General features: G+C 49.1%; 27 protein-coding genes and 1 pseudogene. 21 read left to right on the top strand and 7 right to left on the bottom strand.

From position 1 onward, the window contains the following. The first annotated feature begins 34 nt into the window (after positions 1–34). From BUA14_RS03540 to ald, 9 genes and pseudogenes are all read left to right on the top strand, one after another. Positions 35–1156, top strand: coding sequence for an LVIVD repeat-containing protein (locus BUA14_RS03540; protein ID WP_072771314.1), 1122 nt, complete (start codon positions 35–37; stop codon positions 1154–1156). A 29-nt stretch (positions 1157–1185) separates the two neighbouring features. Continuing rightward, positions 1186–1704, top strand: coding sequence for a 4Fe-4S dicluster domain-containing protein (locus BUA14_RS03535; protein ID WP_072771313.1), 519 nt, complete (start codon positions 1186–1188; stop codon positions 1702–1704). 36 nt (positions 1705–1740) lie between these two features. After that, positions 1741–2802, top strand: a complete 1062-nt coding sequence (locus tag BUA14_RS03530; RefSeq protein ID WP_072771312.1) for a Gfo/Idh/MocA family protein — start codon at positions 1741–1743, stop codon at positions 2800–2802. A 121-nt stretch (positions 2803–2923) separates the two neighbouring features. Beyond that, positions 2924–3547 (top strand): annotated as a pseudogene (locus tag BUA14_RS28710) (ATP-grasp domain-containing protein); the annotation flags it as partial. Beyond that, positions 3533–4102, top strand: a complete 570-nt coding sequence (locus BUA14_RS28705) for a hypothetical protein (protein WP_282433339.1) — start codon at positions 3533–3535, stop codon at positions 4100–4102. The pseudogene BUA14_RS28710 and the gene BUA14_RS28705, both read left to right, overlap by 15 nt. Next, entirely contained in the window at positions 4083–4964 is an 882-nt protein-coding gene (gene sucD / locus BUA14_RS03520; RefSeq protein ID WP_072771310.1) for a succinate--CoA ligase subunit alpha, read from the top strand. Before BUA14_RS28705 ends, sucD begins: the two co-directional genes overlap by 20 nt. Positions 4965–5015: 51 nt before the next feature. Beyond that, positions 5016–5723 (top strand): FadR/GntR family transcriptional regulator, encoded by a 708-nt coding sequence (locus BUA14_RS03515; RefSeq protein WP_072771309.1) that lies wholly within the window; start codon positions 5016–5018, stop codon positions 5721–5723. After that, complete coding sequence (locus BUA14_RS27140; RefSeq protein WP_345788627.1) at positions 5720–6106, top strand: Ldh family oxidoreductase; 387 nt, start codon at positions 5720–5722, stop codon at positions 6104–6106. Before BUA14_RS03515 ends, BUA14_RS27140 begins: the two co-directional genes overlap by 4 nt. 39 nt (positions 6107–6145) lie before the next feature. Beyond that, positions 6146–7261, top strand: a complete 1116-nt coding sequence (ald, locus tag BUA14_RS03505; protein WP_072771307.1) for an alanine dehydrogenase — start codon at positions 6146–6148, stop codon at positions 7259–7261. Positions 7262–7413: 152 nt separating this feature from the next. On the opposite strand, the gene BUA14_RS03500 is transcribed toward ald, so the two are convergent. Then, a complete protein-coding gene (locus tag BUA14_RS03500; RefSeq protein WP_242954568.1) occupies positions 7414–8046 on the bottom strand; it encodes a class I SAM-dependent methyltransferase in 633 nt (210 codons plus the stop codon). Between the two features lie 303 nt (positions 8047–8349). Here BUA14_RS03500 and BUA14_RS03495 point away from each other — a divergent pair, with 303 nt between their 5' ends. From BUA14_RS03495 to BUA14_RS03465, 7 genes are all read left to right on the top strand, one after another. Then, positions 8350–10068: a methyl-accepting chemotaxis protein gene (locus BUA14_RS03495; RefSeq protein ID WP_072771306.1), complete on the top strand. Its 1719-nt coding sequence runs from the start codon at positions 8350–8352 to the stop codon at positions 10066–10068. 98 nt (positions 10069–10166) lie between these two features. After that, positions 10167–10490 (top strand): DMT family transporter, encoded by a 324-nt coding sequence (locus BUA14_RS03490; protein ID WP_072771305.1) that lies wholly within the window; start codon positions 10167–10169, stop codon positions 10488–10490. 16 nt (positions 10491–10506) lie between these two features. Then, the gene (locus BUA14_RS03485; protein ID WP_072771304.1) at positions 10507–10998 is read left to right on the top strand and encodes a MarR family winged helix-turn-helix transcriptional regulator; all 492 of its coding nucleotides are present in this window, start codon (positions 10507–10509) and stop codon (positions 10996–10998) included. A 238-nt stretch (positions 10999–11236) separates the two neighbouring features. Further along, positions 11237–12301, top strand: coding sequence for an iron-siderophore ABC transporter substrate-binding protein (locus BUA14_RS03480; RefSeq protein ID WP_084078340.1), 1065 nt, complete (start codon positions 11237–11239; stop codon positions 12299–12301). Continuing rightward, positions 12298–13296 carry a FecCD family ABC transporter permease gene (locus BUA14_RS03475; protein WP_072771303.1) on the top strand — a complete coding sequence of 333 codons (999 nt, stop codon included), beginning with the start codon at positions 12298–12300 and terminating at the stop codon, positions 13294–13296. Before BUA14_RS03480 ends, BUA14_RS03475 begins: the two co-directional genes overlap by 4 nt. Next, positions 13293–14342: a FecCD family ABC transporter permease gene (locus tag BUA14_RS03470; RefSeq protein ID WP_072771302.1), complete on the top strand. Its 1050-nt coding sequence runs from the start codon at positions 13293–13295 to the stop codon at positions 14340–14342. The genes BUA14_RS03475 and BUA14_RS03470 overlap by 4 nt, the downstream gene beginning before the upstream one ends. Next, positions 14339–15157 (top strand): ABC transporter ATP-binding protein, encoded by an 819-nt coding sequence (locus BUA14_RS03465; protein WP_072771301.1) that lies wholly within the window; start codon positions 14339–14341, stop codon positions 15155–15157. Before BUA14_RS03470 ends, BUA14_RS03465 begins: the two co-directional genes overlap by 4 nt. Before the next feature lie 125 nt (positions 15158–15282). Here BUA14_RS03465 and BUA14_RS03460 read toward each other — a convergent pair whose 3' ends face one another. Both BUA14_RS03460 and BUA14_RS03455 read right to left on the bottom strand, forming a co-directional pair. After that, the gene (locus tag BUA14_RS03460) at positions 15283–15480 is read right to left on the bottom strand and encodes a DUF4177 domain-containing protein (RefSeq protein WP_072771300.1); all 198 of its coding nucleotides are present in this window, start codon (positions 15478–15480) and stop codon (positions 15283–15285) included. A 4-nt stretch (positions 15481–15484) separates the two neighbouring features. Continuing rightward, entirely contained in the window at positions 15485–15919 is a 435-nt protein-coding gene (locus tag BUA14_RS03455) for a pyridoxamine 5'-phosphate oxidase family protein (RefSeq protein ID WP_084078338.1), read from the bottom strand. Positions 15920–16127: 208 nt separating this feature from the next. Here BUA14_RS03455 and BUA14_RS03450 point away from each other — a divergent pair, with 208 nt between their 5' ends. Next, positions 16128–17015 (top strand): SPL family radical SAM protein, encoded by an 888-nt coding sequence (locus tag BUA14_RS03450; RefSeq protein WP_072771299.1) that lies wholly within the window; start codon positions 16128–16130, stop codon positions 17013–17015. A 43-nt stretch (positions 17016–17058) separates the two neighbouring features. Here BUA14_RS03450 and BUA14_RS03445 read toward each other — a convergent pair whose 3' ends face one another. Continuing rightward, entirely contained in the window at positions 17059–17586 is a 528-nt protein-coding gene (locus BUA14_RS03445) for a GNAT family N-acetyltransferase (RefSeq protein WP_072771298.1), read from the bottom strand. Between the two features lie 189 nt (positions 17587–17775). Between BUA14_RS03445 and BUA14_RS03440 the strand changes: the two genes are divergently transcribed. From BUA14_RS03440 to BUA14_RS03430, 3 genes are all read left to right on the top strand, one after another. Continuing rightward, entirely contained in the window at positions 17776–18537 is a 762-nt protein-coding gene (locus tag BUA14_RS03440; RefSeq protein ID WP_072771297.1) for a MerR family transcriptional regulator, read from the top strand. A gap of 63 nt (positions 18538–18600) precedes the next feature. After that, positions 18601–19344, top strand: a complete 744-nt coding sequence (locus BUA14_RS03435) for an ABC transporter ATP-binding protein (RefSeq protein WP_072771296.1) — start codon at positions 18601–18603, stop codon at positions 19342–19344. Continuing rightward, positions 19319–20062, top strand: coding sequence for an ABC transporter permease (locus BUA14_RS03430; RefSeq protein WP_072771295.1), 744 nt, complete (start codon positions 19319–19321; stop codon positions 20060–20062). Before BUA14_RS03435 ends, BUA14_RS03430 begins: the two co-directional genes overlap by 26 nt. 26 nt (positions 20063–20088) lie before the next feature. On the opposite strand, the gene BUA14_RS03425 is transcribed toward BUA14_RS03430, so the two are convergent. Then, positions 20089–20826, bottom strand: coding sequence for a hypothetical protein (locus tag BUA14_RS03425; RefSeq protein WP_072771294.1), 738 nt, complete (start codon positions 20824–20826; stop codon positions 20089–20091). A gap of 204 nt (positions 20827–21030) precedes the next feature. On the opposite strand from BUA14_RS03425, the gene BUA14_RS03420 reads away from it, so the two are divergent. After that, a complete protein-coding gene (locus tag BUA14_RS03420) occupies positions 21031–21438 on the top strand; it encodes a type II toxin-antitoxin system HicB family antitoxin (RefSeq protein ID WP_072771293.1) in 408 nt (135 codons plus the stop codon). Between the two features lie 167 nt (positions 21439–21605). Here BUA14_RS03420 and BUA14_RS03415 read toward each other — a convergent pair whose 3' ends face one another. Continuing rightward, complete coding sequence (locus tag BUA14_RS03415) at positions 21606–23147, bottom strand: hypothetical protein (RefSeq protein WP_072771292.1); 1542 nt, start codon at positions 23145–23147, stop codon at positions 21606–21608. A 135-nt stretch (positions 23148–23282) separates the two neighbouring features. Next, complete coding sequence (gene katG, locus BUA14_RS03410) at positions 23283–25475, bottom strand: catalase/peroxidase HPI (RefSeq protein WP_072771291.1); 2193 nt, start codon at positions 25473–25475, stop codon at positions 23283–23285. Between the last annotated feature and the right edge of the window lie 245 nt (positions 25476–25720).

Below are 25720 nucleotides of genomic sequence, written 5' to 3'. Positions count from 1 at the left end.
CATAGGCTGAAAGCAAAGGCAGGGGGAACTGAAAATGGCGCTTAAATTGATCGGACAAAACAGTCTTCAGGGGCATGGCAAAACCATGCAGATCATGAACTACCAGGACTATGTGTATGTGGGAAACATGGTTCCAGGAATCGGCACCATCATTGTCGATGTTTCCAATCCCTCCCTTCCCCGTGTCTGCGGGGAGATGCCGGCCTACAAAAATTCTCTTTGCTCAAAGGTCCAGATCGTGGACGATCTGATGATTATCAACTATGAATGCCGTACAGGGGAACCTGCCGAAAGGCTCGGATTTTCAATCTATAGTCTGAAGGACCCGAAAAACCCGCGGGAGATTGCCTATTACCATGTGGGCGGGCAAGGGGTTCACCGCACCTGGTATAGCGGGGAAGAGCCTTATGTCTTTGCCACGGCGGTGCCGGAAGGGTTCAGTGACCGGATGCTGCTGATTGTGGACATCAAGGATCCGGCCCATCCCCGGGAGGTTGGGCGTTGGTGGTATCCGGGCCTGTGGACTGCAGGAGGGGAAGAACCCAACCAACCCCAGGGGCTGAAATACAAGCTGCATCACGCCATGGTGCATAAGGACCGGGCTTATTTGGGAATGTGGGATGCCGGAATGTATATTTTGGATATATCGCAAATTTCAAATCCCCAGGTGGCCGGCAGCATCAATTGGGGTCCGCAAAGGGGAGGACATACCCACACAGGACTTCCCCTTCCCCGGCGCAATCTGCTGGTGGTAACGGATGAGGCCAAAGGACTGCCCGGGGAGGAATCTCTGAAGGCTGTCAGAATCCTGGACATCAAAGATGATAAGAATCCCAGGGTGCTGTCCGAGTTCTCTGTGGAGAATGAAGATTATGGGAAATATGGGCCCAGGTTCGGACCGCATAATCTCCATGAAAACCGTCCCGGTTCCTGGCAAAGCGATGAAATAATTTTTGTTACCTGGTTTGGCGGCGGGTTAAGAGTTGTCGATATCAGCGATCCCTGCCGGCCTAAGGAGATTGACCGGTTCATACCGCCACCGGCCGCCGGTATGCCTCCCGCTCAGATCAATGATGTCTTTGTCAGTCAAAACGGGTTGGTTTATTTAACAGACAGGGCCGGCAGCGGCATCATGATTGCCGAGTTCACCGGCTGAATAACTTTGAACAACGGGGGGAAGAAGAGATGCCGAAACAGTTGCACATACGCTATGATCTTTGTACAGGATGCAGGGCTTGTGAATTGGCCTGTGCGTTAAAGAAGGAAGCAGCCTTTTGGACGGAAACAGCCTCGATCAGAGTTCGGCAGGTCGGAACAGGTCCCCTTGATATTCCGGTTTTTTGCCACCAGTGTTCGGATCATCCCTGCGTTCAGGCTTGCCCGGCTGCGGATAAGGCCTTGTGGGCAGACGGGGAAGGCATTGTCAGGGTTCAGGAAGCTTTTTGCTTCAGGAGCCGGGGGATTGACTGTCAACGATGCAGACGGGCCTGCCCGGGAAATTCTATCGCTTATCATCCGGCATCCAACCTGCCCATGTTCTGCGACCGCTGCGGGGGAGAGCCGGAGTGCGCGAAGGTCTGCGCTTCCGGTGCGCTGGCAGTTACCAATAACGAAAGTTTTGACGGCAAGCATTATGCGCTGCCGGAAGAGCAAATCGTCAATGACCTTTATCTGAGATTCTATGGAACACGGAAAGTCAAATAAGACAAAGTTCAATGTGAAATTTAAGGAGGTCTTTTTATGTACAATCCAGTTGGCGTTGCGGCAATCGGTTTAGGGCGGTGGGCTTATGTTATGGCCGATGCCTATACGAAGAGCGAAAAATTAAAGCTGGTTACCTGTTATTCCCGAACAGAAGAGAAAAGGGAGAAGTTCGGTAAACGTTATAACTGCGCCGGTGACCCCACTATGGAAGCCCTGCTGGCCCGTGAAGATGTGGAGATGGTCGTTATAACGGTTCCCAACGATAAGCATGCGGAAGTGATCGAGCAGTGCGCCCGCGCCGGCAAACATATCTATGTGGAAAAGCCCATTTCCGTATCCCTGGAGCATGCTCAGCGCATTGATCAAGTCATCAAAGAAACAGGGGTTAAATTTCTCTGCGGCCACAGCTCCCGCCGCTTAGGCGCTTTGCGCACAATGAAAAAAATGATCGCTACCAAGGAAATCGGCGAAGTATCTTCCATTGAAGCCGTTTTCTCCAATGAACGGGGTCTGGAGCTGAAAAAAGGGAACTGGCGGGGAGATCCCGCCACGGCACCCGGCGGTCCCCTTACCCAGCTGGGGGTTCATCAGATCGATAATCTGCAGTTTCTGCTGGGGCCGGTGGCCAGAGTCTTTAACTTCGGCAAACCAATGTATACCGAGGTGGAAAATATTACGGTGAATCAAACCCTGCTGGAGTTTGAAGATGGGAAACAGGCTTATTTAGGAACCAATTGGGCCTGCCCGGGCGTATTCTCCATCAATGTATACGGCACCAAAGCCAACCTGTTTTATCAGTTGGATTTCAGCTGGTGGAGCAATTCGGATGTCACCGACGAACACTCAACCCTGATCAAACGGGAGTTCGCCAGCATGAGCGATGATCCCGACAATCGAATTCTGCGGGATGTCAAAGTGGATTTCGAGCCGGTGGATCATTTGCGGGTGGAAGTGGAAGAAGTTGCGGACGTTATCCGCAACGGGGGAGAGACCGAGATCGACGCGGAAGCTTCCCTGCGCAATTTAGCAGTGGTTTTGGCCGCAGTAAAATCCGTTCACGAGAAAAGGCCGGTAGAGATTGCGGAGATAATCGGTTAAGGCCGGACACGGGCCAGGAAGGGAAACGGCTTCGTTTCCCTTCTTATATAAATGCAGTTATATATAGGCAGAGTTATCAATGCAAAGTGTCCGATAGAGTTAAGGATCCGCAGAAGGGGAGAAAAGGATGTACCTGTATGAATATGAAGCCAAAGATGTTTTTACTAAGTATGGCATACCCCTTGGGCAGAACGGCATAGCCACCAATCCTGCTGAGGCCGGAATGATCTGTGCCGGAATCGGCAAACCGGTTGTCGTAAAAGCGCAGGTCATGGCAGGGGGGCGTGGTAAAGCGGGATTAATCCTCCCCGCGGCTGACCCCGAAGCAGCAGCAGAGGCAGCAGCCCGAATTTTGGGCAAAGAGCACCATGGCGAGCAGGTCAAAACGCTGCTGATTGAAGAGCAGATTGAGATTGCCCGGGAGATTTATGCCAGCATTACCATGGACTTTGCTGAAGGGAAACCCGTTATGATGGTATCGGCCCAAGGCGGGGTGGAAATTGAGAGCTTGGCAGTATCCAATCCGGAGCTGCTGCTCAAGGAGCATATCGATCCCTGGCGGGAGGTGTTTGGACACCGGTTAAGGGATTTGTGGCGCAGGGCAGGTTTTCACGGCGGGCAGGTTGTTGAATTGGAGAATATTCTCGACAAACTGGTAAAGGTTTTTCAGGAAACGGACGCCCTGACCGCGGAAATAAACCCGCTGGTGATTACACGAGAGGGGAAGATTATGGCTGCGGACGCCAAATTGATCCTGGACGATGAAGCCTCTTTCCGCAGCCAAATCATCAGGAATGTTTACCGAACCGAGATAAATCCCCTGGAGAAGCGGGCTGGGGATTTAAATGTGACTTATGTGAGCCTTGAGGAAGGGGGAGAGATCGGCATTATCGCCGGCGGGGCCGGGCTGTCCATGGCGACCATGGATGCGGTCTATGCGCTTGGGGCCAAACCGGCAGCTTTCATCGATCTTGGCGGCGGGATATCCCGGGAAAGAATGAAAGAAAGCCTGCATTTGATGACGGAGACCCCGAAGCTCCGGGGGATCATGATCAATGTATTCGGCGGGATCAATAATTGTCTGACCATGGCCTCAGGGCTGGCGGATTTTCTGGATGAAAAACCAACCGGTATCAAAATTGTTGTCAAAATGCGGGGTCATGAACAGGAAGAAGGCTGGCGGATCCTGGAGCGATATGGCATCCCGACGGTTAAGTTCGAGACGACTGATGTAGCCATCAGGCTGTTAATGCAGGTATTGGCGAAGGAGGTGACGGCCGGTGGGACTCATCATCAATAAAGATACCCATGTGATCGTCCAGGGAGGGACAGGGAAACAAGGCTCCTATCACGTAAAAGCTATGCTGGAGTATGGCACCAAAGTGGTGGCGGGGGTAACCCCCGGCAAAGGAGGGGCCCAGGTCGAGGGCCTTCCCGTTTATGATACGGTTCGGGAGGCCAAGGAAAAGCATAGAATCGACGCCAGCCTGATCATGGTACCGGCTCCTTTTGTATTAAGCGCGGCAATTGAAGCCATCGACATGGGGGTACCGCTGATCGTTATTGTAACGGAGCATATACCCGTTAAGGATACCATGAAGATAAAAGCCCTGGCCCGGGACAAGGGGTGCAGGCTGCTGGGACCCAATACCATCGGCGTCATTAATTGCCGGGAAAAAGTTAAAATAGGGATTATGCCCGGTTTCCTTTACGGCTCCGGGAAGATTGGACTCATATCCCGCAGCGGGACATTGAGCCATGAGACTGCTTCCAATCTGATGTTCAAAGGGTTAGGGGTAAGCACGGTGATTGGCATTGGCGGGGACCAGATTATTGGCACCGACTTTGTCGACGCTTTAAAAGAGCTTCAAGATGATCAAGACACGGAAGCCGTCGTGATGCTGGGAGAAATCGGCGGCAACCGTGAGGAAAAAGCGGCGGAATACCTGGAAAGCTGCGATTATGGGAAACCGGTCTTCTGCTTTATCGCCGGCCGTAACGCTCCCCCCGGCAAAAAAATGGGCCATGCAGGTGCGATTATCCAGGGAAGTGCGGGAACAGTCCAAAGCAAAGAGGAACAGCTGAGACAAGCCGGAGTCCGGGTTGCCGTAAGCCTGGAAGATCTGGTCGAGAGTGTGGCCGGGTGGAGGCAAATGGATTAACAAAAAGATTAACACACAAGAATTAACAAAAGATTCAAAGGATCGATTGTCATGTTTGTACCCCTTAAACTTTATGGGAATTTGTCTGAAAAAGTCGTCAGCCAAATTATTCAGGCCTTAAACACGGGAAATCTGAAGCCCGGTGATCGGCTTCCTCCCGAAAGGGAAATGTGTGAAATGTTTTCCGTCAGCAGGACGGTGATCCGCGACGCCTTAAAGACCCTTGCCGGTCTCGGCGTAGTAACGGTCAGGCACGGGACGGGTACGTTCATCAACGAAGCGACGGATGAACCGGGGGATATCAGCAGATTGGCATCATTGCTGCAAATAAGCCGGGGAACCATGGAAGAACTGTTTCAGGTCCGGGGTATATTGGAAAGCAAGGCGGTCTTTTGGTGCGCGCAAAATGCTACGGATGAGGATATTGCTGAGCTCGAGGATATCGTCAGAAGTGCCGAACATCCGGAGAATGAGGGGAAATTGGCTTTATTCGACGCCGAGTTCCATCTTAAGATTTGTGAAGCGGCAGGAAACCGTGTCCTGGTCCGGCTCATGATCAATGTTCTGGACCTTTTGGGCGAGGTCCGGGAAAAAGTTCTGATGATACCGGGACGCCAGCGTCTATCGGTGCGCGATCATCAGGAAATCCTCGCGGCGATCCGGGAACGCAACCCCGATTTAGCCTGTCAACGCATGCTTAATCATCTCAAAGACAGCGAAGACGCCGTGAGTGCTGCCCAGCCGGAAAGGGGGGGATAACCATCAAAACGTACCCGGTTGCCCAAATTAACGAACACTGCGTTGAACTGTTACGTGCCGGTGGTGTTCCAGAGCATGATGCGCAAATTATCGCGTCCGTAATCATCGATACAAGTCTGAATGGTCTGGATACCCATGGCTTAAGCCGTTTGCCCCAGTATCTTCTCAGTTTGAGAAAAGGACGCATCAATCCTTCGCCTCAGATTAAAATCCAAAGGCATGATGCCCTGGCCGTCATTGACGGGGATAACGGCATGGGGCAGCTTATCGCGGAAGGAGAGTACCGCAGGACTATTGAATATAGTTTTGCCGTACTCTTTTTGTTTCTATTTACAATTTTTCTTCTATTATATATGATTAGATTGTTGCGAAATTTATTATAGTAAAGAAACTGAATAAAAATGGATTAAAAGGTGAGTAAAATGATTATTGGCATACCAAAAGAAATTAAAATCTATGAAAATCGGGTGGGCATGCCTCCCGCTGGTGTTGACGCTTTGGTTAAGGCCGGACACACCTGTTATCTGGAACAATCGGCCGGTTTAGGCAGTGGTTTTACGGATGAGGAATATAGAGAGGCCGGCGCCGTTATTCTTGAGACCGCCCAGGAAGTCTATGAACGGGCGGAGATGATCGTTAAAGTTAAGGAACCCTTAAAATCGGAGTATCCTCTTTTAAAGGAAAATCAAATTCTCTTTACCTATCTGCATTTGGCACCGAATCAGGAGTTGACCCAAGCCCTTTTGGATGCTAAGGTCGTCGGCATAGCTTATGAAACAGTGGAGATGCCCAATAAATCCTTGCCTTTGCTGGCACCGATGAGTGAAGTAGCCGGCCGCATGGCCATTCAAGTAGGGGCTCACCTGCTGGAAAAGACCAATGGCGGCAGAGGTATGCTGTTGGGCGGCGTCTCAGGAGTGGAACCGGCTAAGGTCGTGATCATCGGCGGTGGTAATGTGGGCATTAATGCGGTGAAGATCGCCGTGGGATTAGGTGCGCAGGTTATCGTGCTGGATATCAGCGGCGCCAGACTGGCCTATCTGGACGATATTTTTGGCGGCCGGGTGGTCACTTTGATGTCCAATAATTATAATATTGCTAGAGCGGTTAGAAGGGCGGACTTAGTCATCGGCGCGGTTTTGATTCCCGGTGCCAAGACCCCTAAGGTGGTTACGGAAGAGATGGTCAAAACCATGAAACCCGGCGCGGTCTTGGTCGATGTGGCCATTGACCAGGGTGGAGCCATTGAGAGCATGGATCGGGTTACCTCCCTTGATGATCCTTATTTCGTTAAGCATGATGTGATTCACTATTCAGTAGGCAATATGCCGGGTGCCGTACCGCGGACCTCGACCATGGCTTTAACCAATGCCACCTTGCCCTATGTCTTGAAACTTGCTGATTTGGGTGCTGAAAAAGCCATGCTTGAAGATGAGGCACTGAGAAAAGGACTGAATGTCTACAAAGGAAAGCTGACGATTAAAACGGTTGCTGAGGTTCAAGGCTTAGAGTATACCCCCAGTGAAGGGCTCTTTTAGACTAGCTGAAGCAGAGTCTCCAGGATTTTGGGGGCAAAAAGACCTGCAAGCTACCGACCCGGACAAATAAACAAGTGTAAGAAAAAGACCTGTGGAAATCCTTGATGAGAAAAGGTTTCCTGCAGGTCTTTTTGATTTTTGTATGATTAGGCTTAGCCTTTGCACCAACGGGCTACGACAAACCCGGGATTTCCTTCTTTTTTCTCTTCCAGAGCCAGAGCTTCGGCTGCTGTCGGAATAGTTGGCGGGAAGAAAAGACATTCCCCGATTTGAGCAGGTGCACCGATTGGCCAGGAAGAGATCTCTGTTTTGGTATAGAGAGTGGCACGGGCGAAGACAGAAGTCGGCTTCTGGCGTGCTGCCTCCTCATAGTAGTCGCTCCAGGCACTTTCTCCGGCGATCAGCCCGATCAGCAGACAGCCTCCAGGGTTTAAGCGGTTGAAAAGTTTTTGCAGAACCATTTCCGGTTCCGGGACAAATTCAAAAGCAGTCATGGAAAAAATTCCATCATAGGTTTCCAGCTGATCCAGGATTTCCGTAATATCGGCATGCCGCCAGCGGACAGGTTTGGCTTGGGTTGCGGTTTCTTGAAGGGCGGCGATTTTCTTCTGGGCCAAAGCCATCATTTCCCCGGAAATATCCACGGCAGTGACCTCGTAGCCTTCCTGAACGAGCCAGCTTGTATATTGTCCGGTGCCGCAGCCGATCTCCAGAACTTTGGAACCCGGGGTTTTGAACAGGGATTGAGCCAGGCGGCGTTCGACTTGATCGGAGACGGAGCCCAGCTCAGTATTATACTAGGAATCATAATGGGCGGCGACGGGGTCAAAAAGTGCTTTATTCATTGCTATCACCCTCTGCGTCTGATTTTTATGTGTAGTTCTGCTTCGGGCATTTAAATTCCTTCTGATCAAGGGGCATATCTTCAGCAAATCTTCAGTAGCTGTTCAGGGAGTACTTATCCTCTGATCGTATAATGATCAACAAGAAAATAAAGGAAAGAAGGAAAGATTGCATCAGATGCAGGATCAGATGAAATTTACTAAAGTTAAATCGACAGGAAAAATGAAAAGAGTTGGAGGTTTCCTATGCAAACGCTTCGTAATTTAACAACTGCTAAAAAAATTATCGGCATAATCCTTCTCATGAGTCTGTTTATCCTCAGCGTCGGGGGAGTAGGCTATAGTTATACCCATGTTGTGAGTTCAGAGATTATAGATATGTATAATAATAATCTGTTGCCCGTGAAATGGCTTAATCAAGTTCGGGCTGACAACAGGCTGGTTGAAGAATTGTCCATGAAAATCATGTTGACCGATCAGGATCAGGCAACACAGGACGAAGAGTTGAAGACAATAAACGAAACCATTGCGGAAATTCAAACTTTGGTTAGCCAATATAAAGGAACCGCTCTTGATTCTTTTGAGTCGGAAAAGCTGGCATTGATAACAAAGAATCTTGATGCCTATGGGGCTGTCCATGAAAAGGTCCTGAATTTGGCGGTCAGTGGGGAAAAAACCACTGCTTATGCTCAGTTCTCTGAAAATGCGGCGCCTTTGATGATGGACATAAATTCTTCTCTCAATGAATTAGCTGATTACAAGAGCCAAAAGGCCGATCAGGAAATGGAGAATGCCCTTGCCGGCCGGGATATGGCGAAGAGAATGATTTTGATAATTACGCTTATTGCTATCGTCGTGTCCTTGACGGTAGGATTGATGGCAGCAAGGACGATCAGCAAATCCCTGGCTGCCGCAGTAAAGCAAATAGGGCAGGTAGCGGAGGGAAATCTGGATATAGAGCAAGTGAAGGTCAACGCCGCCGATGAAGTAGGTCAACTGGGGATAGCTGTCAATACTATGTTGGTTAAGATGAGAGAGCTTGTCACACATGTAGCTGATTCGGCCAATATAGTGTCCTCTTCTGCGGAAGAGTTATCGGCCAGCTCAGAACAATCGGCCTATGCCAATAATCAGATCGCCGATGCCATTAAAGACATGGCTTGGGGAGCAGAAAAACAGGTAGCTCAAATCAGTGAAGCTTCAAAAACTTTTGAGCAAATATCAGCCCATATACAACAAATAGCAGTGAACACCAAACAAGTGGTTACATTATCGGATAGAACAGATGAGTCCGCCTCATACGGAGGAACAGCTATCAGTTCTGCAGTCAGTCAAATGAGGAATACCGAAAAAACAGTGGAGACCTCCGCGGAAATGGTTGCCAAGTTAGGGGAAAAATCCGGTGAAATCGATCAGATTGTTACGGCAATATCCCAAATCGCTGCTCAGACCAATCTGTTGGCCTTAAACGCAGCGATTGAGGCCGCCCGGGCAGGCGAAAACGGGAGAGGATTTGCAGTGGTGGCGGATGAGGTCCGGAAATTGGCTGAACAGTCACAGAATGCATCCAAGCAGATAGCTGAAATGATCAGAGAAGTTCAGGAAGGTACGAAAAAAGCTATTGCCGCTATGAAGGCCGGTAGCTATGAAGTGAAAATCGGTACGGAAGTGGTGAATAATGCGGGAGTCGCTTTTGCAGATATTGTAACTCTAATCAATCAGGTATCCGGGAAAATGAGAGAAATCGCTTTGGCAATCCAGCATGTGGCTGATGGGAGCCAGCAAATCGCGGCTTCAGTTCACGAGATTTCAGAGATCAGTGTTGATACTGCGGAACATGTTCATACCGTCTCGGCGGCAACCCAGGAACAGACTGCTTCGGTGGAACAAATAGCTGCTTCAAGCCAAAACCTTTCCAGCATGGCAGCGGAGTTGCTGGCAAGTATACATAAGTTTAAAGTCTGAAAGTAGAAAAAAGGGCAGCGCACATTGACAAAGCTGCCCTAAACTCATACTATATAATAGTCCATGTTTGGACTATATATAGTATGAGGAGGATTCTTATGCAATGGGTTTATTTAGCCCTGGCTATTTTACTGGAAATTTTGGGGACAACACTGATGAAAATGTCCGAGGGACTGACGAAAATGCTGCCAACTTTAGGAATGTTTCTGGCCTATGTTTTATGTTTTAGTTCGTTCGCCCTGGCTTTAAAGAAAATACCGGTCAGCGTCGCCTATGCCGTATGGTCCGGAGTGGGGATTGTGGTTATATCGGCCATAGGAATTGTGGTGTTCAAAGAAACCGTCAATACCCTGAAAGTCGTATCCATCGTCCTGATTGTAGCAGGGGTAGTGGGTTTGAACCTAGGCGGTACGGCTCATTAATCAGTTAACATCATTTATGAAGGAGACGATTGATAAGGAGACGATTGCTATGGATGATAAAATTCTGGAACAGATTGCTGCCTATTATGATTTTTGGTTCCAGATTAACGAGATCTACCGTATATGGGCGCAGAAACATAATACCAATGAGACGACGGTATTCATACTTCAGGTCATTGATACCGGTGCACCTTTTTGTACCCAGAATGAAATCGGCAGCAAGCTTTTTTTGCCGAAGCAAACGGTTTCCATTATCCTTTCCGGACTGGAGAAAAAGGGATATATTGTACGGGAGGCCAATCCCAGCGATCGCAGGAACAAGATTGTCAAATTTACGGAGCAAGGAGCCCGCTATGCCCGCGGTTTGCTTGATGAACTCAAAGCCATGGAGATAGAGGCCTTCGCCAGCATTCCGCCGGAAAAGCGCCTGGCGCTCTCGGAGACATTTGCTTTGCTGGCAGGGTCTTTGAGCAAAGCTTCTCTTAAAATCTCCTGCCCGCCCCGCTAGAGGAGAACAGGTTAACCGCTTGGAACAGCTCATTCCAAGCGGTTTTTTTATAGTATTTGCACAGGCTTCCTCAACTTGATATCGGCTCCATGCTCAGGCGTTAGCAACCCTTTCGGCGGTCTTGCCGGCAGCTAAGGAGGCTTGACAAAAATAATCGGGAATGATAATCTGTATCAGTTAGCGGAAGCTAACTTGTGTGTGGAGTAGAGATGACTGAAACGAAGAGGGGAGTTAAGACATGATGAGATTTAAAAAACTAATGGGTTCGATTTTAGTCATTGCCTTATCGTTATCGATAACTGCGTGTTCGACAAGTGGTACATCCGGACAGGATAATCCGGCGGCCGGCGGAGGGGTATCAACCGGAACAGGTTCTGAGCAGGGGGGAGTGAAGTATCCCCTAAAGATTAAGCATGCCTTTGGTGAGACTGTGATTGAAAGCAAACCGGAACGGGTTGCCACCATTTCCTGGGGGAACCAGGATATACCTTTAGCTTTAGGTGTGATTCCGGTGGGGGTATCCAAAGCCAATTATGGGGTGACCGATGACAGCGGTTTGCTGCCCTGGACGCTGGAAGGGTTTAAAAAGCTGGGTGTGGAGAACCCTGTTCTGTTTAACGATACCGACGGCTTGGATTTCGAAGCGATTAGTGATGTCCAGCCGGATGTGATCCTGGCGGCTTATTCAGGAATCACCCAGGAAGAATACGATTTATTGAGTCAAATCGCTCCTGTCATTGCCTATCCTACCGTGGCCTGGCAGACTTACTGGCGGGATCAGATTATTATGGATGCAACTGGAATGGGCATGCAGGCAGAAGGGGAGCAGCTGGTGGCCGATCTGGAAAAGCTGATCACTAAAAAAATTGCTGCCTATCCTCAAATGACCGGCAAGAATGCGGCCTTCTTCTATTTTATCCCCACCGATTTAGGCAAGTTCTATGTTTATCTGCCCACGGATCCCCGAGCTGCTTATCTGACGGATCTGGGCTTAAAGGTTCCGGAAAGTGTAGCTGAACTTGCTAAAGACTCTGCCAGCTTTGCCATTGAACTGAGTGCGGAGAATGTGGATATCCTGAAGGACGTGGATATAATCATTGCCTATGGTGATGAAGCCTTGCAGAAAAGCCTGCAGGCCGATCCGCTGATGGGTACATTGCCGGCTATCCAGAGAGGTTCTGTAGCCATGATTCAGGATGGAACTCCCCTGGCTGCTTCCGGTACTCCCAGTGCGCTGTCCATTCCGGCCACCATCGATGATTACTTAAGCATCATTGGCAAGGCCGCTGACCGGGTGCGATGAAATTAAGAAAAACAATGATCCTGGCGATCGCCGGTGTGCTGGGTGTGGTGTTGTGCATAGGGGCTTCGCTGGCCTTTGGTTCACGCAATGTGGGTCTGGATGAAGTGATCAAGGCTTTGTTATACTCCGGCAGTGATTCCTTTGATGCCCTGGTGGTTCGGGAGCGGATTCCCCGCACGGTGTTCAGCTTGCTCGCCGGGGCCTCTCTGGGGGTGGCCGGTGCTCTCATGCAGGCCATTACCCGCAATCCCATTGCCGATCCCAGCATTTTAGGGGTGAATACTGGTGCCTCTCTGTTTGTGGTGAGCGGAATCGCTTTCTTTCAGATCAGCACTGCCGGTCAATATATTGGTTTTGCTTTAATAGGGGCTTTAGTGACGGCAGTCTTTGTTTACCGAATCGGCTCCCTGGGCTATGGGGGAGCAACTCCTATCAAACTGGCTCTGGCGGGAGCAGCTACCAGCGCGGCTTTATCCTCTTTGGTCAGTGCCGTGATCCTTCCCCGGACCGAGGTTATGAATGCCTTCCGGTTTTGGCAGATAGGCAGTGTCAGTGGAGCTACCTGGGAAGGTATTCTGGCAGTGGCCCCCTTTCTGGCTCTGGGGTTAAGCATTGGCATGCTGACAGCTCCGGCCCTGGATGCCCTGGCTTTGGGGGATGATGTGGCCACAGGGTTAGGGGTAAATACGGGAATGATCCGGATTGCCGGGGCAGTGGCGGGGGTGCTGCTTTGTGGTGCCACAACAGCTCTGGCGGGGCCCATCGCCTTTGTAGGATTGATGATTCCCCATACGATGAGGCTGATCTGCGGGCCGGATATGAAGATCATTATTCCCATGTCGGCACTGGGAGGGGCTATGCTTTTAACGATTTCCGATATTATCGGCAGGCTCATAGGTCAGCCCAGTGAACTGGAAGCCGGGATTGTCACGGCCTTTTTGGGAGCGCCGATTCTGATTATGATCGCCATGAGAACGAAGGTGCGTTCCTTATGATTAATCATGAGCTGAGTATAAAGCAACCGAATCCTGTCCAAGAGGGCTTTTACCGCCGCCGGGTCCGCATTGCCGTGGTGACCCTGCTTTTATTAATCCTGACCTTGCTCCTGTGCGGGACGATGCTCTATCTGGGCAATACCCGTTATTCTCTGGGGGAGATCATCAGGGTTCTTTTGGGTGAACAGATCAAAGGAGCGACCTTTGCCATCGGCACGCTGCGGCTGCCCAGGATGCTGGCCGGACTGCTGGCGGGCATGGCTTTTGGCATGGCGGGAAGGACATTTCAGACCATGCTCAGAAACCCTCTGGCCAGCCCGGATATTATCGGGGTGGCTTCCGGCTCCAGTCTGGCAGCTGTGTTCTGTATTATTATCTTGAAAATCAGCGGTCCCCTGGTCTCTTTGGCGGCAGTCACCACGGGGCTGGCCGTGGCCTTCCTGATCTATATGCTCTCCCGGAGAGGGAATTTTTCCGGGGGACGATTGATTTTGATCGGCATTGGCGTTCAGGCTATGCTGAACTCCCTGATTTCTTTCCTGCTGCTGAGAGCCAATCAATACGATGTGCCTGCTGCCCTGCGCTGGCTTAGCGGCAGTTTAAACGGCATGCAAATGAAGTCTATGCCGGGGCTTTTCCTGGTAGTGCTGATCTTTGGCAGCGTGTTGGTTCTACTGAGCAGGCAGTTAAAGATCCTGGAACTGGGAGACCAGTCCGCTATTACCCTGGGGTTAAGGACGGACCGGATCCGTTTGGCTCTGGTTCTCAGCGCTGTTTTCTTGATTGCTTATGCCACAGCCGTCACAGGCCCCATCGCCTTTGTGGCTTTTCTGGCCGGTCCCATCGCCGGCCGTTTGGCAGGCCCCGGTTCGTCAAATATCCTGCCGGCCGGTCTGACAGGAGCAGCCCTGGTGCTTTTGGCGGATAGTATTGGGCAGTTTGTCTTTGACATTCGTTTTCCGGTGGGGATTATTACCGGAATCCTGGGTGCACCTTATCTGTTGTATTTACTGATCCGTATGAATCGAACCGGAGGAGCCGCATGAAAAAAACACCTGTACTTTCGGCCAGCCATGTGGTGGCCGGTTATGATCATAAAATTATTCTCAATACCATCGATCTGGTGATTCCCAGCCATAAAATCAGCGTGATCATCGGAGCTAATGCCTGTGGTAAATCCACCTTGTTAAAAACTCTGGCCAGGCTGATCAAACCTGTTTCCGGTGAGGTTGCTATTGACGGCAAGCCCATCAGCACCATTCCCCCCAAACAGCTGGCCCGGGTGCTGGGCTTGCTTCCCCAGTCTCCGGTGGTCCCGGAAGGAATCGCCGTGGCGGACCTGGTTTCCCGGGGGAGGTTTCCTTACCAGAGCTTTCTTAAAGGCTTAGGGAAAAAGGATTATGAGGCTGTGGAAGAGGCTCTGGAGATTATGGGAATTACAGAACTTGCCAACCGCAGTGTGGATGAATTGTCGGGAGGCCAGCGTCAAAGGGTCTGGATCGCCATGGCTCTCGCCCAGCAGACGGATATTTTGCTCCTGGATGAACCGACCACCTTTCTGGACATCACCTATCAGGTGGAAATCCTGGATCTGCTGACGGATTTGAATCGGAAGCGGGGGACCACCATCGTTATGGTTCTTCACGATATCAATCTGTCCGCCCGCTATGCAGATTATATCTTTGCCGTTCATCAAGGGAATCTGATTGCCCAGGGGGCCCCCAGAGAGATTATCAGCGCAGATTTGATGAAACAGGTCTTTGGACTGGACTGTGTGGTGGCCCAGGACCCGGTATCCGGTTCGCCCTTTATCGTACCGCGGGGAAGATATCATGGGGGAGGGGAAGCGACTGCCAAGTAGGTCGGAGTCAGGTATCGCTGCTGAGAAGGTTAAAGTAAAAATTTATATTTTGGTTAACAAAAAGCAAAATCCCTCAAAACACTTCGTTTGAGGGATTTTTTGCTCCAAATTGGCCAACATCTTACTTACCTTATCCTGCGTTTAAATGTCGAGATAATCCACCTTGTACTGCCGTAGCTCTGAGCGGCAGCCACGGTGCTTACCAGTTCCCATCCTTGTGAACCCAATTGGTTTAATTCGTTTTGGAAGGCATTTTGGTCAACTTTACCTCCTAATATTCCTTTAGCATCAGTAAACAGTGTTTTGTACTCGAAACTTTCCATAGTCTCAGCCCCCTGTGTTTTCAATAATAAAATCTTCCGAACTGAAATTAGCATAATACCGTCCTGTATTTGCCGTAAATTTCAATACGCAGTAATCTGGGTCGGCAACACCTTGGGGATAGTACATAGTGTCACCCTCTTGCCAGATCATTTCCTTGCTGGCCGCATCTTCCAATACTTCCATCACACCTTTAAGCATGACGCCACGAAAGAATCTTTTATCGCAAAAATAGATACATGCTTTGGGGTTCTCACGGTATTGAGCCACACGCTTTGACGAAGTGTTGGTTGTGAAATAGAACGTTTTAAGATCATCTCTTTTTCTCGGCGGCAGCATGGCCTTTAAGTTTGGAAACCCTTCCTCATCAACCGAACCTATAAAAGAAACATTTTGTTTATCAATTAAATTGCCGATGGTTTGCTTTACATCTTTCATCATGCTTTATCAGCCCCTTATCAGTCTATTTGAGGCAATTATAACTCATCATTTCCCCATGGTAAATTACCCGTTTTTTTGTAGATATCGTTAGATCTTTTGCTTATTGTTCCAGCATAGGTAAAAGAGCTATAATGATGTTATGCAATATATCTATAAGGATATAGATATGGGGCAGTGCAAGGATACTGCCTAAGGAGCTGCAATTAAAATGGAATTCATTCCTGCCAAAACAATTTTATCCGGGTATGCTGAAAACAACCTCTGGTTCGGCTGCAATTATACGATGAATATCTACAAGGGCTGCTGTCATGGCTGCATTTACTGTGACAGCCGGAGCGAATGTTACAGAGTGGATGATTTCGATGAGGTAAGAGCTAAGGAAAACGCCCTTGCCTTAATTGAACGCGAGCTCATGTCAAAGCGGAGAAAGGGTGTTGTCGGCACAGGAGCCATGAGTGATCCCTACAACCCATTTGAAAAAAAGTATGAGCTGACAAAAGGCGCCTTGGAGCTGATCCATCGGTACGGATTTGGTGCGGCCATTGCCACGAAAAGCGATCTGATTGTCCGGGACAGAGAACTTCTCAAGAAGATAGGCAAGCATTCACCGGTGCTGGTCAAGATGACGGTGACCACGGCCGATGATGCTCTGTGCCGTAAAATTGAACCTCATGCAGCCCTTTCCTCCCGGCGGCTTGAGGCAATCGCAGAACTGACTCAGGAAGGGATTTTTGCCGGCATATTATTAATGCCTGTGCTGCCGTTCATTGAGGATACGGAGGAGAATATCAGCCGGATTATTGATCTTGCTCATCAAAAAGGGGCAAAATTTATCTATCCTGCCTTCGGGGTAACCTTAAGACAGAATCAAAGAGCATGGTATTATGAAAAATTGGCTGAATTGTTTCCATCCCTTAAAGAAAAGTACATAGAAACCTATGGGAATGCCTATGAATGCCGTTCCCTTAAGGCCGGGGAATTGTGGAGTTTATTTCAGGATAAATGCAACCAATACGGGATTCTTTACAAAATGCCCGACATCATAGCGAGTTACAAAGGGCCTTGCCGACTGGAGCAGCTTTCCTTGTTTGAATAGGCCCTTCTGGGCAAACCCCTGCTATGGCTTGAAGGTCGAGTCGCTACAGAAGCTTTTCATATAATCTAAAGTAATCCAGTCCGTAATGACCTAGCCCTAAATCTACGGTACCCACATAGGTAAAGCCGCTTTTTTCATAGAGTCTGATAGCTGGAAGGTTATGGTCATAGACATCAAGCCTGATGGATTTGATATGTTCATTGATGCTGTAATGTACCGCAAATTCGATTAAGGATGATCCAATACCTTGTTTCAAATAGGCAGGGTGGACGGCAAAGGTATGGATTACAAAAATCTCCGAATAATCTGCGTCAATGCCCCAGTTCGCCCCGTGGTATGCAGGTACCGGCTCATGGTTGAGAATAATCGACCCGGCTAGTTTCCCGGATGCTCTGGCAACGTAGAGATGCCTGTTGGCAATCCCTTCTACAGCATTTTCACGAATAGGATAGAGGCCTTTTCTCCAGCCTGGATAATTTTCACCTCTGGCCAGATAATCATTCAAATCGTCATAAAGCAAGGCCAGCTCTTCTATATCCGATTCAAGCCCTTTTTCAATTATAATGTGCATAAACTACATCCTCTGCTAGTTAGATTAATCTGCTCATGCTGTATGAGTCTCTTTTACACTATACAGTGGTCCCCTCAACTTCACAATCCTGCAAACGGCAGACATCTCCTGGAACCGAAACCCTCCACTATAACACCAGGCTTTTACGCAGTAATAGGATAGTGGGGAGAAGGAGGGTGATATGCTTAGATGAAGACTTACCAGACCGCAGAAATTGCCCGGCGTATGGGCATCCATCCCAACACAGTACGGCTTTATGAAGACCTTGAACTTATTCCCAAACCGGAGCGCAAGGTCAATGGTTATCGCATTTTTACAGATTTCCACATAGAACAGATCGAATTGGCGAGAACGGCATTAAAGGTCGAGGTTTTGCAAAACGGATTGCGAAAGCAAGCCATTGCCATTATTAAGACCTCGGCCTCCGGGAATTTTGACAAGGCAATGCATTTGACTGAACGCTATTTGCAGCAAATAAGAAATGAACAAGGAAATGCCGAAGAAGCCATAGCAATTGTCGAAAAGCTGTTATCCGGTGATCACCAGGAAATAGGTACTGCCGTTTTAACCAGAAAAGAAACCGCTGATTATTTGCGAATCTCCATGGATGCTTTAAGAAATTGGGAGCTGAACGGCTTGCTGACCATAAAACGAAAACAAAATGGTTATCGTGTTTATACGGATGAAGATATCCGGCGGCTGAAAGTTATACGTTCCTTGCGTTGTGCCAATTACTCTCTTTCAGCAATTCTACGGATGCTGAATACTTTATCCAATAACCCCCAAGCGGATATCCGGCAAGTCATTGACACGCCAAAAGAAAGCGAGGATATTATTTCTGTATGTGACAAGCTGCTCACATCGTTGCATTACGCTGAACAAAATGCGGAAACGATGCTCTCCCATCTGGAGAAGATGAAAAAACAATTTGCAGCAAACCCTACACTTTGACACCAGACTTCGTTCTGGTGTTATTTTTTTTACGTAAAGAAAAAACAGGAGGAACGTATAGGTATGGAGACGACCATAAAAGTAGAAAAACTCTGCAAATCCTACGCTCATGTCAAAGCGGTAGAGAATGTTAACATCTCGATTCGCCGCGGGGAAGTATTTGGCTTGCTGGGTGCCAACGGCGCGGGTAAAAGCAGTACAATGGAATGTATCCTGGGAACGAAGAAACAAGACAGCGGAAGGGTATCTATTTTGGGAATGAATCCGCAAAAAGACCGGAAAAAGCTCTTTGCGAGAGTTGGAGTTCAATTTCAGGAAGCCAATTATCAGGACAAAATCAAGGTGGCTGAACTTTGTGAGGTGACGGCTTCCCTTTACAAAACCTCTCTGGATTATGGTGCGCTTTTAAAACAATTCGGGCTTTACGACAAGCCGAAAAGCCTGGTCAGTGAGCTCTCGGGAGGCCAGAAGCAACGGCTCTTCATCGTACTGGCACTGATTCCCAATCCTGAAGTCGTATTCCTGGATGAGTTGACCACAGGGCTGGACGCTAAGGCCCGACGTGATGTGTGGAGGAGTCTTTCCGGGTTAAAAGCGAAAGGGATGACCATTCTGCTAACCTCTCATTTTATGGACGAGGTAGAAGCTCTTTGTGATAAAATCATGATTTTGAAGAATGGGGGAAGCGTTTTTTGCGGGACGGTACAAGAAGCGGTTGAAGCAAGTCCTTATGAAAAACTTGAAGATGCCTATCTTTGGTATACAGATGAGGAGGTAGAAAATGAAAGCATTCAGAGCCTTGCTTAAAACAGAGATCAGGCTATCCCTTCGTGGAATGGATATGTTTATTTTTGCCATTTGCCTGCCTGTTGTGGTCGTTGTTATCTTAGGAGCCGTTTTCGGAAGTAAGCCCGCTTTCGACGGCGCAGACTATACTTTTTTGGAACAATCTTTCGGTGCCGTAGCGACCATTGCCATTTGTGCCGGAGGTGTGATGGGGCTTCCGCTGGTGATATCTGATTATCGAAGCAGAAAAATATTAAAGCGGTTTAAGGTAACACCCACCAGCCCTTCTCTTATCCTGGCAGTACAGGTTGTTATTTACGCGCTTTATTCGATTGCCTCTCTTATCCTTGTTTACACGACAGGGGCGATATTTTTCGGCTATCAGCTATACGGTTCATGGCTTCAATTCCTGGGAGCATATTTGCTGGTCATGCTGTCTATGTTCAGCATAGGGCTGTTGGTAGGGGGAATTGCACCAAATATGAAGATAGCCGGTGTTGCAGCCAGCCTGCTCTATTTTCCCATGCTTATTTTTTCCGGTGCTACGCTGCCTTATGAAGTGATGCCCGTTAATCTTCAAAAAGCAGCTGATCTACTGCCATTGACTCAGGGGATTAAACTTCTCAAAGCCGCTTCCCTTGGTCTGCCGATGGAAGGTGTTTTCATCCCCATTATGGTGATGATTGTCATTGCGGTGATATGTATAAGCATTTCTCTGCATTTTTTTAAGTGGGAATAAAGAGTTATATGCTCATAAGGTGAAGGCTAGCGAAGGTAATAAGGCAGGTAGGGATTGCCTTCCAGCAAAACTTCTCCGACGATGTCTCCCCCTAAAATATTCACGGCGATAGCATACTCCTTATTGTCTTTGCTTGCTTTAAATAAATAGAAGCCCAAATCATCTTGTGTGCCATCAGTTACGGTGGCTTTTCCCTCAAAAACAATAGCTAAAGCTGCTTTGTTATTAATGATGTCAACATACGCTGTGTCCGTATAATGAGTGTTTTCCAGTAAGACTTGCGTATTCCGGATCGTTTTTATTCCAGTTGCAGAAGTGAAAATAAGGGGAACAAGAATCAAAATAGCAAAAATAGATAATACGAAAACAGAGCGTTCCTTTTGATTGGCTTTGTTTTTGAGCTTTGTTTGCAGTTTCGGGAAGCGAGATAATAGGATTAAAATTAACGCAATTGTTAAAATAGCATAAAGTCCTACTGCATACGGTGATATAAAGAAGGTCCAGGTAAGGATACATACAGCAATCACATCTAAAACAAGGCCCATTTTCTTTTTTGTTTTATTTTCATTTTCTTTGGGCTTTGCTAAAAAATCAGTTATAGCAATTATTGGCGGAAAAATTATCACATACAAGAGAAGAACTTCGATCGCTCCGCCAAACATTTTGTATTTTATAAAATAGAGGGAATAAACAGTAATAATCAAACCGGTAAATACAGTTATTGCAAACAAATATTTTTGAAAGAAGTTTTTTAAACCTATCATTTTTCCTCCAGCGCACCTATGGCTAACTATAAATTTCCCTGGCATCAACTGTCATTGTTATCAGGAAAATTATACTACATTTCCGGCTATATTTCCGCAATAATTTCGTACAGGACAGCAATCCGTTGTTGAGTTTGTCACACTTAAGCCCTTGGCCACATAGCCTATAAGTAAATCGATTAAAATTAAAAAGGACGCGGTAACATGATCACGCACTATCTTTTTCCGGCCATTGTTGAGCGCAATACCCTGTCGGGCAGATATATCGTCGTTTTCCCGGATCTGCCGGATCTGATCTGTCAGGGGGAAACCCCGGAAGACGCTTTTCATCAGGCGGAACTTTCTCTGGGGATGCATCTCTATCATATGGAAAAAGCCAAGAAACAAATCCCGGAAGCCTCCAATCCCGCGAATTGGGAAAAGCGGGAGGGCGCTGAGATCATTACGCTGGAAGCTGATACACTGTTGGTACGGCAGGCTATTGATAAGAAATCCGTTCCCAAATGTATCATGATCCCTAAATGGTTAAAAGAGCTGGGGGAAGAAAATGACGTGGATTTCCTCGAAATCCTCAGGGTAGGGATAATGGATGAACTAGGAATTCCCGATTAAAGGAGAGAGGGGAGCATAGCTCCCCACAGTCCCCCTTGCCAGATTGGCAAGCGCTTGCCAATCTGAGTTACACACAGAGGCCTGTTCTGCCGGACGCCCCGGAGGAGGAACAGGCTCAGAGCTCCTGAACGGCTTCCCAGGCAGATGAGGATGTAGAACATAGCTTTTTACTGAAGGAGTGCAGATTGTCGTAAAGGCCAAAGAGGACTGCTTTGAAGAATGTCCTCCACTTCTTCATAACCAGCAGGGAAGGCATAGTTATAGCGGGCCGGTATGGCGAAGATGTAGCGGGAATTACCTCCCAGCTTACGGGGACCGATGGGGGCTGCACCGACAGATAATCCTTCTTCCCGGAGGGCCTGCCACTGTTCGGGAGTGAAGACCATAAGCGGGATGTCCTGGCGCGGAAGTTCCCGGGTCCACTCTGGATGCCGTATCAGAAGCAGGGGGCCGGTTTCAGCAGTTTCGCCGTTTTGGGTTCCCTGCCATTGCTCCGCGATGATGCTATATCCTTTCCAGGTCTCCGGCAGATGGAAAGCAAAGCCGTAGCGGGTATTTTCATAAACAACAGGGCCGGTCTGGACGTACTCGCCCATGCGCACGCCGCTGATAAACCAGCGGCCTTTTATCTGCCGCAAAGCAATTTCCACCGGGCGCTTGGCGGCAGCTCCGCCCTGTGTCATTTCTACGCTGGTGACCTCGATGATCTCTCCGCGAACTGTGTATTGGTCTGGCTCATACATTTCTGTTGCCAGAATATCAATACGATCGGGCCAGGGGCTGGAAACCAGGCGGCCCGGAGCCGTTTGCGGATCAGTCTGCCATTGTTGCAGCAGCTCGGGTGTTACATAGTCGCTGTAATGTTCGGCAATGCCGGCAGCCGCACTGCTGGGAGGGGCCGTAATGGAGACGGCCTGAATTCTTTTCCCGAAGGCTTCCACCAGTGCCTGCACATCCTGTTCATCGTGTATAAGACGGTTTGGCGCGGTTGGTAAAGGCTCTATATTAAACCGGATCACTGTGAGGTTCTCCGTATCCTGGGAACCGTTTTCCGGTATGTACGCTACGGAGATAAGCAGCTCATTCCCATCGATGGTCTTTTTATAAAACTGTTTCAGGCCGAGAGTGTCTGCCGGCTCCCAGCCGTCGTGAAGCAGCATAGTATGGTAATCCCGAAGTATTTCCTGTGGAGCCCTGCCGGTCAGATAAATAAGGTTGCCGTAGGTTTGGGCATCCTGGGGAACCGGAATTCCGTTGTTAAACAGTTGATGGATCCTCTGCAGCGTATCGCTGTTGTTGGACAAGCCCAACATGAGGCCAAGGTTTTCCGGGTTCAGTTTAAGGGAAAGGCCTGCAGGCTCGCAATGCAGCATTATCGATAAGGGCGCAGCATCCGGGCCGGTGGAGCTCGCACTGAGGGAAAACTCAGGCCCCTCTTTAATAGGGAAGCTGATTACATATAAACCAGAGCCTATGTCCTGGAAATAGAAGGAATTCCGGATTTCTGAGTAGCTGAGGCTTCCGGCCGTCAGTTCCTTAACGGCTTCCCAGGTAAGAAGGGGCTTGTCTTGTGCCCCGTCCTGCCGGGCCAATGGCGTGCCGGTTGATGGAATGGGAAGAGTGTTCATTGATATATCTGTACAGCCTGAAACAAGGATTAAAGCCATAGAAAAAACAATGAGCCTTTTCGGCAGCATGAAGTCGATCATGAAAACCATCGCTCCTTTCCGTAAAAGGTTTTTTATAAGCCAATTCTACTGCAGGAAAGAAAGAGGAGCAATAGATCGCCCAAAAGAAATAACCGCCCCAGACGGCGGTTATTTCAGATCTAATCTGCTGTTGTCTTAGGCCAGATCGAAGCGATCGGCATTCATTACTTTATTCCAGGCGGATACGAAGTCCTGAAGGAATTTATCCTGAGAATCACCGCAGGCATAGACTTCCGCCAGGGCCCGCAGTTGGGAATTGGAGCCGAAGACCAGATCCACGCGGGTGCCGGTCCATTTCAGTTTGCCGGTGGCCCGGTCCCGGCCCTCATAGAGAGCTTTTTCTTCCGATACGGCTTTCCATTCGGTGCTTAAGTCGAGAAGATTGACGAAGAAGTCGTTGGTAAGGGCTTCTGGACGCTGAGTGAAAACACCGTGCTTGGACTGGCCGTAATTGGCATTCAAAACCCGCAGGCCACCGATGAGAACGGTCATTTCCGGAGCGGTCAGGGTCAGCAGTTGGGCCCGGTCAACCAGCATTTCCTCCGCCGATGCAGAAGATTTGCCTTTCAGGTAGTTGCGGAAACCATCGGCTTTCGGTTCCATAACTGCGAAGGAATAGAGCTCGGTCTGCTCCTGAGAAGCGTCGGTGCGGCCCGGCGTAAAAGGAACGACCAGAGTGTGGCCGGCGTTTTTAGCAGCCTGTTCAATAGCGGCGGCACCGCCCAGGACGATTAAGTCGGCCAGAGAGACCTTCTTTGCGCCGGATTGGGAGCTGTTGAACTCAGCCTGGATCGTTTCCAGAGCTGCCAATACCTCAGCCAGCTGAGCCGGTTGATTGACTTCCCAATCTTTCTGAGGCGCCAGGCGGATCCGTGCTCCGTTGGCGCCGCCCCGTTTATCCGAACCCCGGAAGGTGGAAGCGGAAGCCCAGGCCGTGGAGACCAGCTGGGAGACGGAAAGGCCGGAAGCCAGGAGTTTAGCTTTAAGATCGGCGATATCCTGTTCGTCGATTAATTCATGCTCCACTGGGGGTACCGGGTCCTGCCAAATCAGTTCTTCCCCAGGAACTTCCGGACCCAAATAGCGGGAGCGGGGCCCCATATCGCGATGAGTCAGCTTGAACCAGGCCCGGGCGAAAGCATCAGCAAACTCCTCAGGGTTATCCCGGTATCGCTTGGCGATGGGTCCGTAGATCGGATCCATTCTCAGGGAGAGGTCTGCCGTAGTCATCATGGGGGCATGGCGTTTGGCAGGGTCATGAGCATCCTCGACGGTATCTGCTGCAGCCGGGTCAGTGGGAATCCACTGCCAAGCTCCGGCAGGGCTTTTCACTAAATCCCAGTCATATTTGAATAAAGTGTTTAAATAGCCCATATCCCAGGTAGTGGGGTTGGGTTTCCAGGCGCCTTCGATGCCGCTGCCGATGGTATCGCCGCCCTTGCCGCTGCGGAAAGTGCTCTTCCAGCCCAAGCCCTGCTCTTCAAGGTCGGCGCCCTCGGGTTCAGGACCGACATGGGATGCCGGGCCGGCACCATGGCATTTGCCGAAGGTATGTCCGCCGGCCACTAGGGCCACGGTTTCTTCATCATTCATAGCCATGCGTTTGAATGTATCCCGCACATCGCGGCCGGAAGCCAGGACACTGGGCTGTCCATTGGGACCTTCCGGGTTAACATAAATCAGGCCCATCTGTACTGCGGCGAGAGGGTTCTCAAGATCCCGATCTCCGGAATAGCGCTGGTCCCCCAGCCACTCTCCTTCAGAGCCCCAATAAATATCTTCCTGAGGCTCCCAAACATCCTCCCGGCCGCCGGCGAAGCCAAAGGTCTTGACGCCCATGGATTCCAAAGCACAATTGCCGGCCAGGATCATCAGATCGGCCCAGGAGATTTTTTTTCCATATTTTTGTTTAATGGGCCAGAGCAGACGGCGCGCCTTATCCAGGTTCACATTATCCGGCCAGCTGTTGAGGGGGGCAAAGCGCTGGGTTCCGTTTCCGGCGCCGCCCCGTCCGTCGTTCAAACGGTATGTTCCGGCACTGTGCCAGGCCATCCGGATGAAGAGGGGGCCATAGTGACCGTAATCGGCAGGCCACCAATCCTGGGAATCGGTCATTAAAGTATAAAGATCTTTCTTTACGGCTGCCAGGTCAAGTTTCTTAAATTCTTCAGCATAATTGAAGTCCGAATCCATGGGATTGCCCAAAGCAGAGTTTTGATGAAGAATGTTGAGGTTTAATTGATTTGGCCACCAGTTTTTGTTCTTGGTCCCACTGCCGGTAGGGGTGTGCTGGGTATGGCCTGTTACGGGGCATTTCTTTTCTTCCATTAAATGACCTCCTTCAATAATAGATTTTGAGAAAAAGTGCATAATCTTACTGGTTAGAAGATTGATGCAAATTATAATCATTATAATTATATATTTATTATAATTAAAACTGCAAAGATTGCAAGATTAAAGATCAGCTTAAAACTGAATAATAATTATACTTCTTCTCCATTTCATGCTTATTTTCCTCTTCATTCTAGGGAGCGAAGAAGATTTTTAGCAATAATGATCTTTTGTCTAAGTAA

Source organism: Desulfitobacterium chlororespirans DSM 11544, assembly GCF_900143285.1.
Classification (GTDB): domain Bacteria; phylum Bacillota; class Desulfitobacteriia; order Desulfitobacteriales; family Desulfitobacteriaceae; genus Desulfitobacterium; species Desulfitobacterium chlororespirans.
The sequence above is the reverse complement of the archived record's forward strand: the minus strand, read 5'-3'. Positions and strand labels throughout refer to the sequence as shown.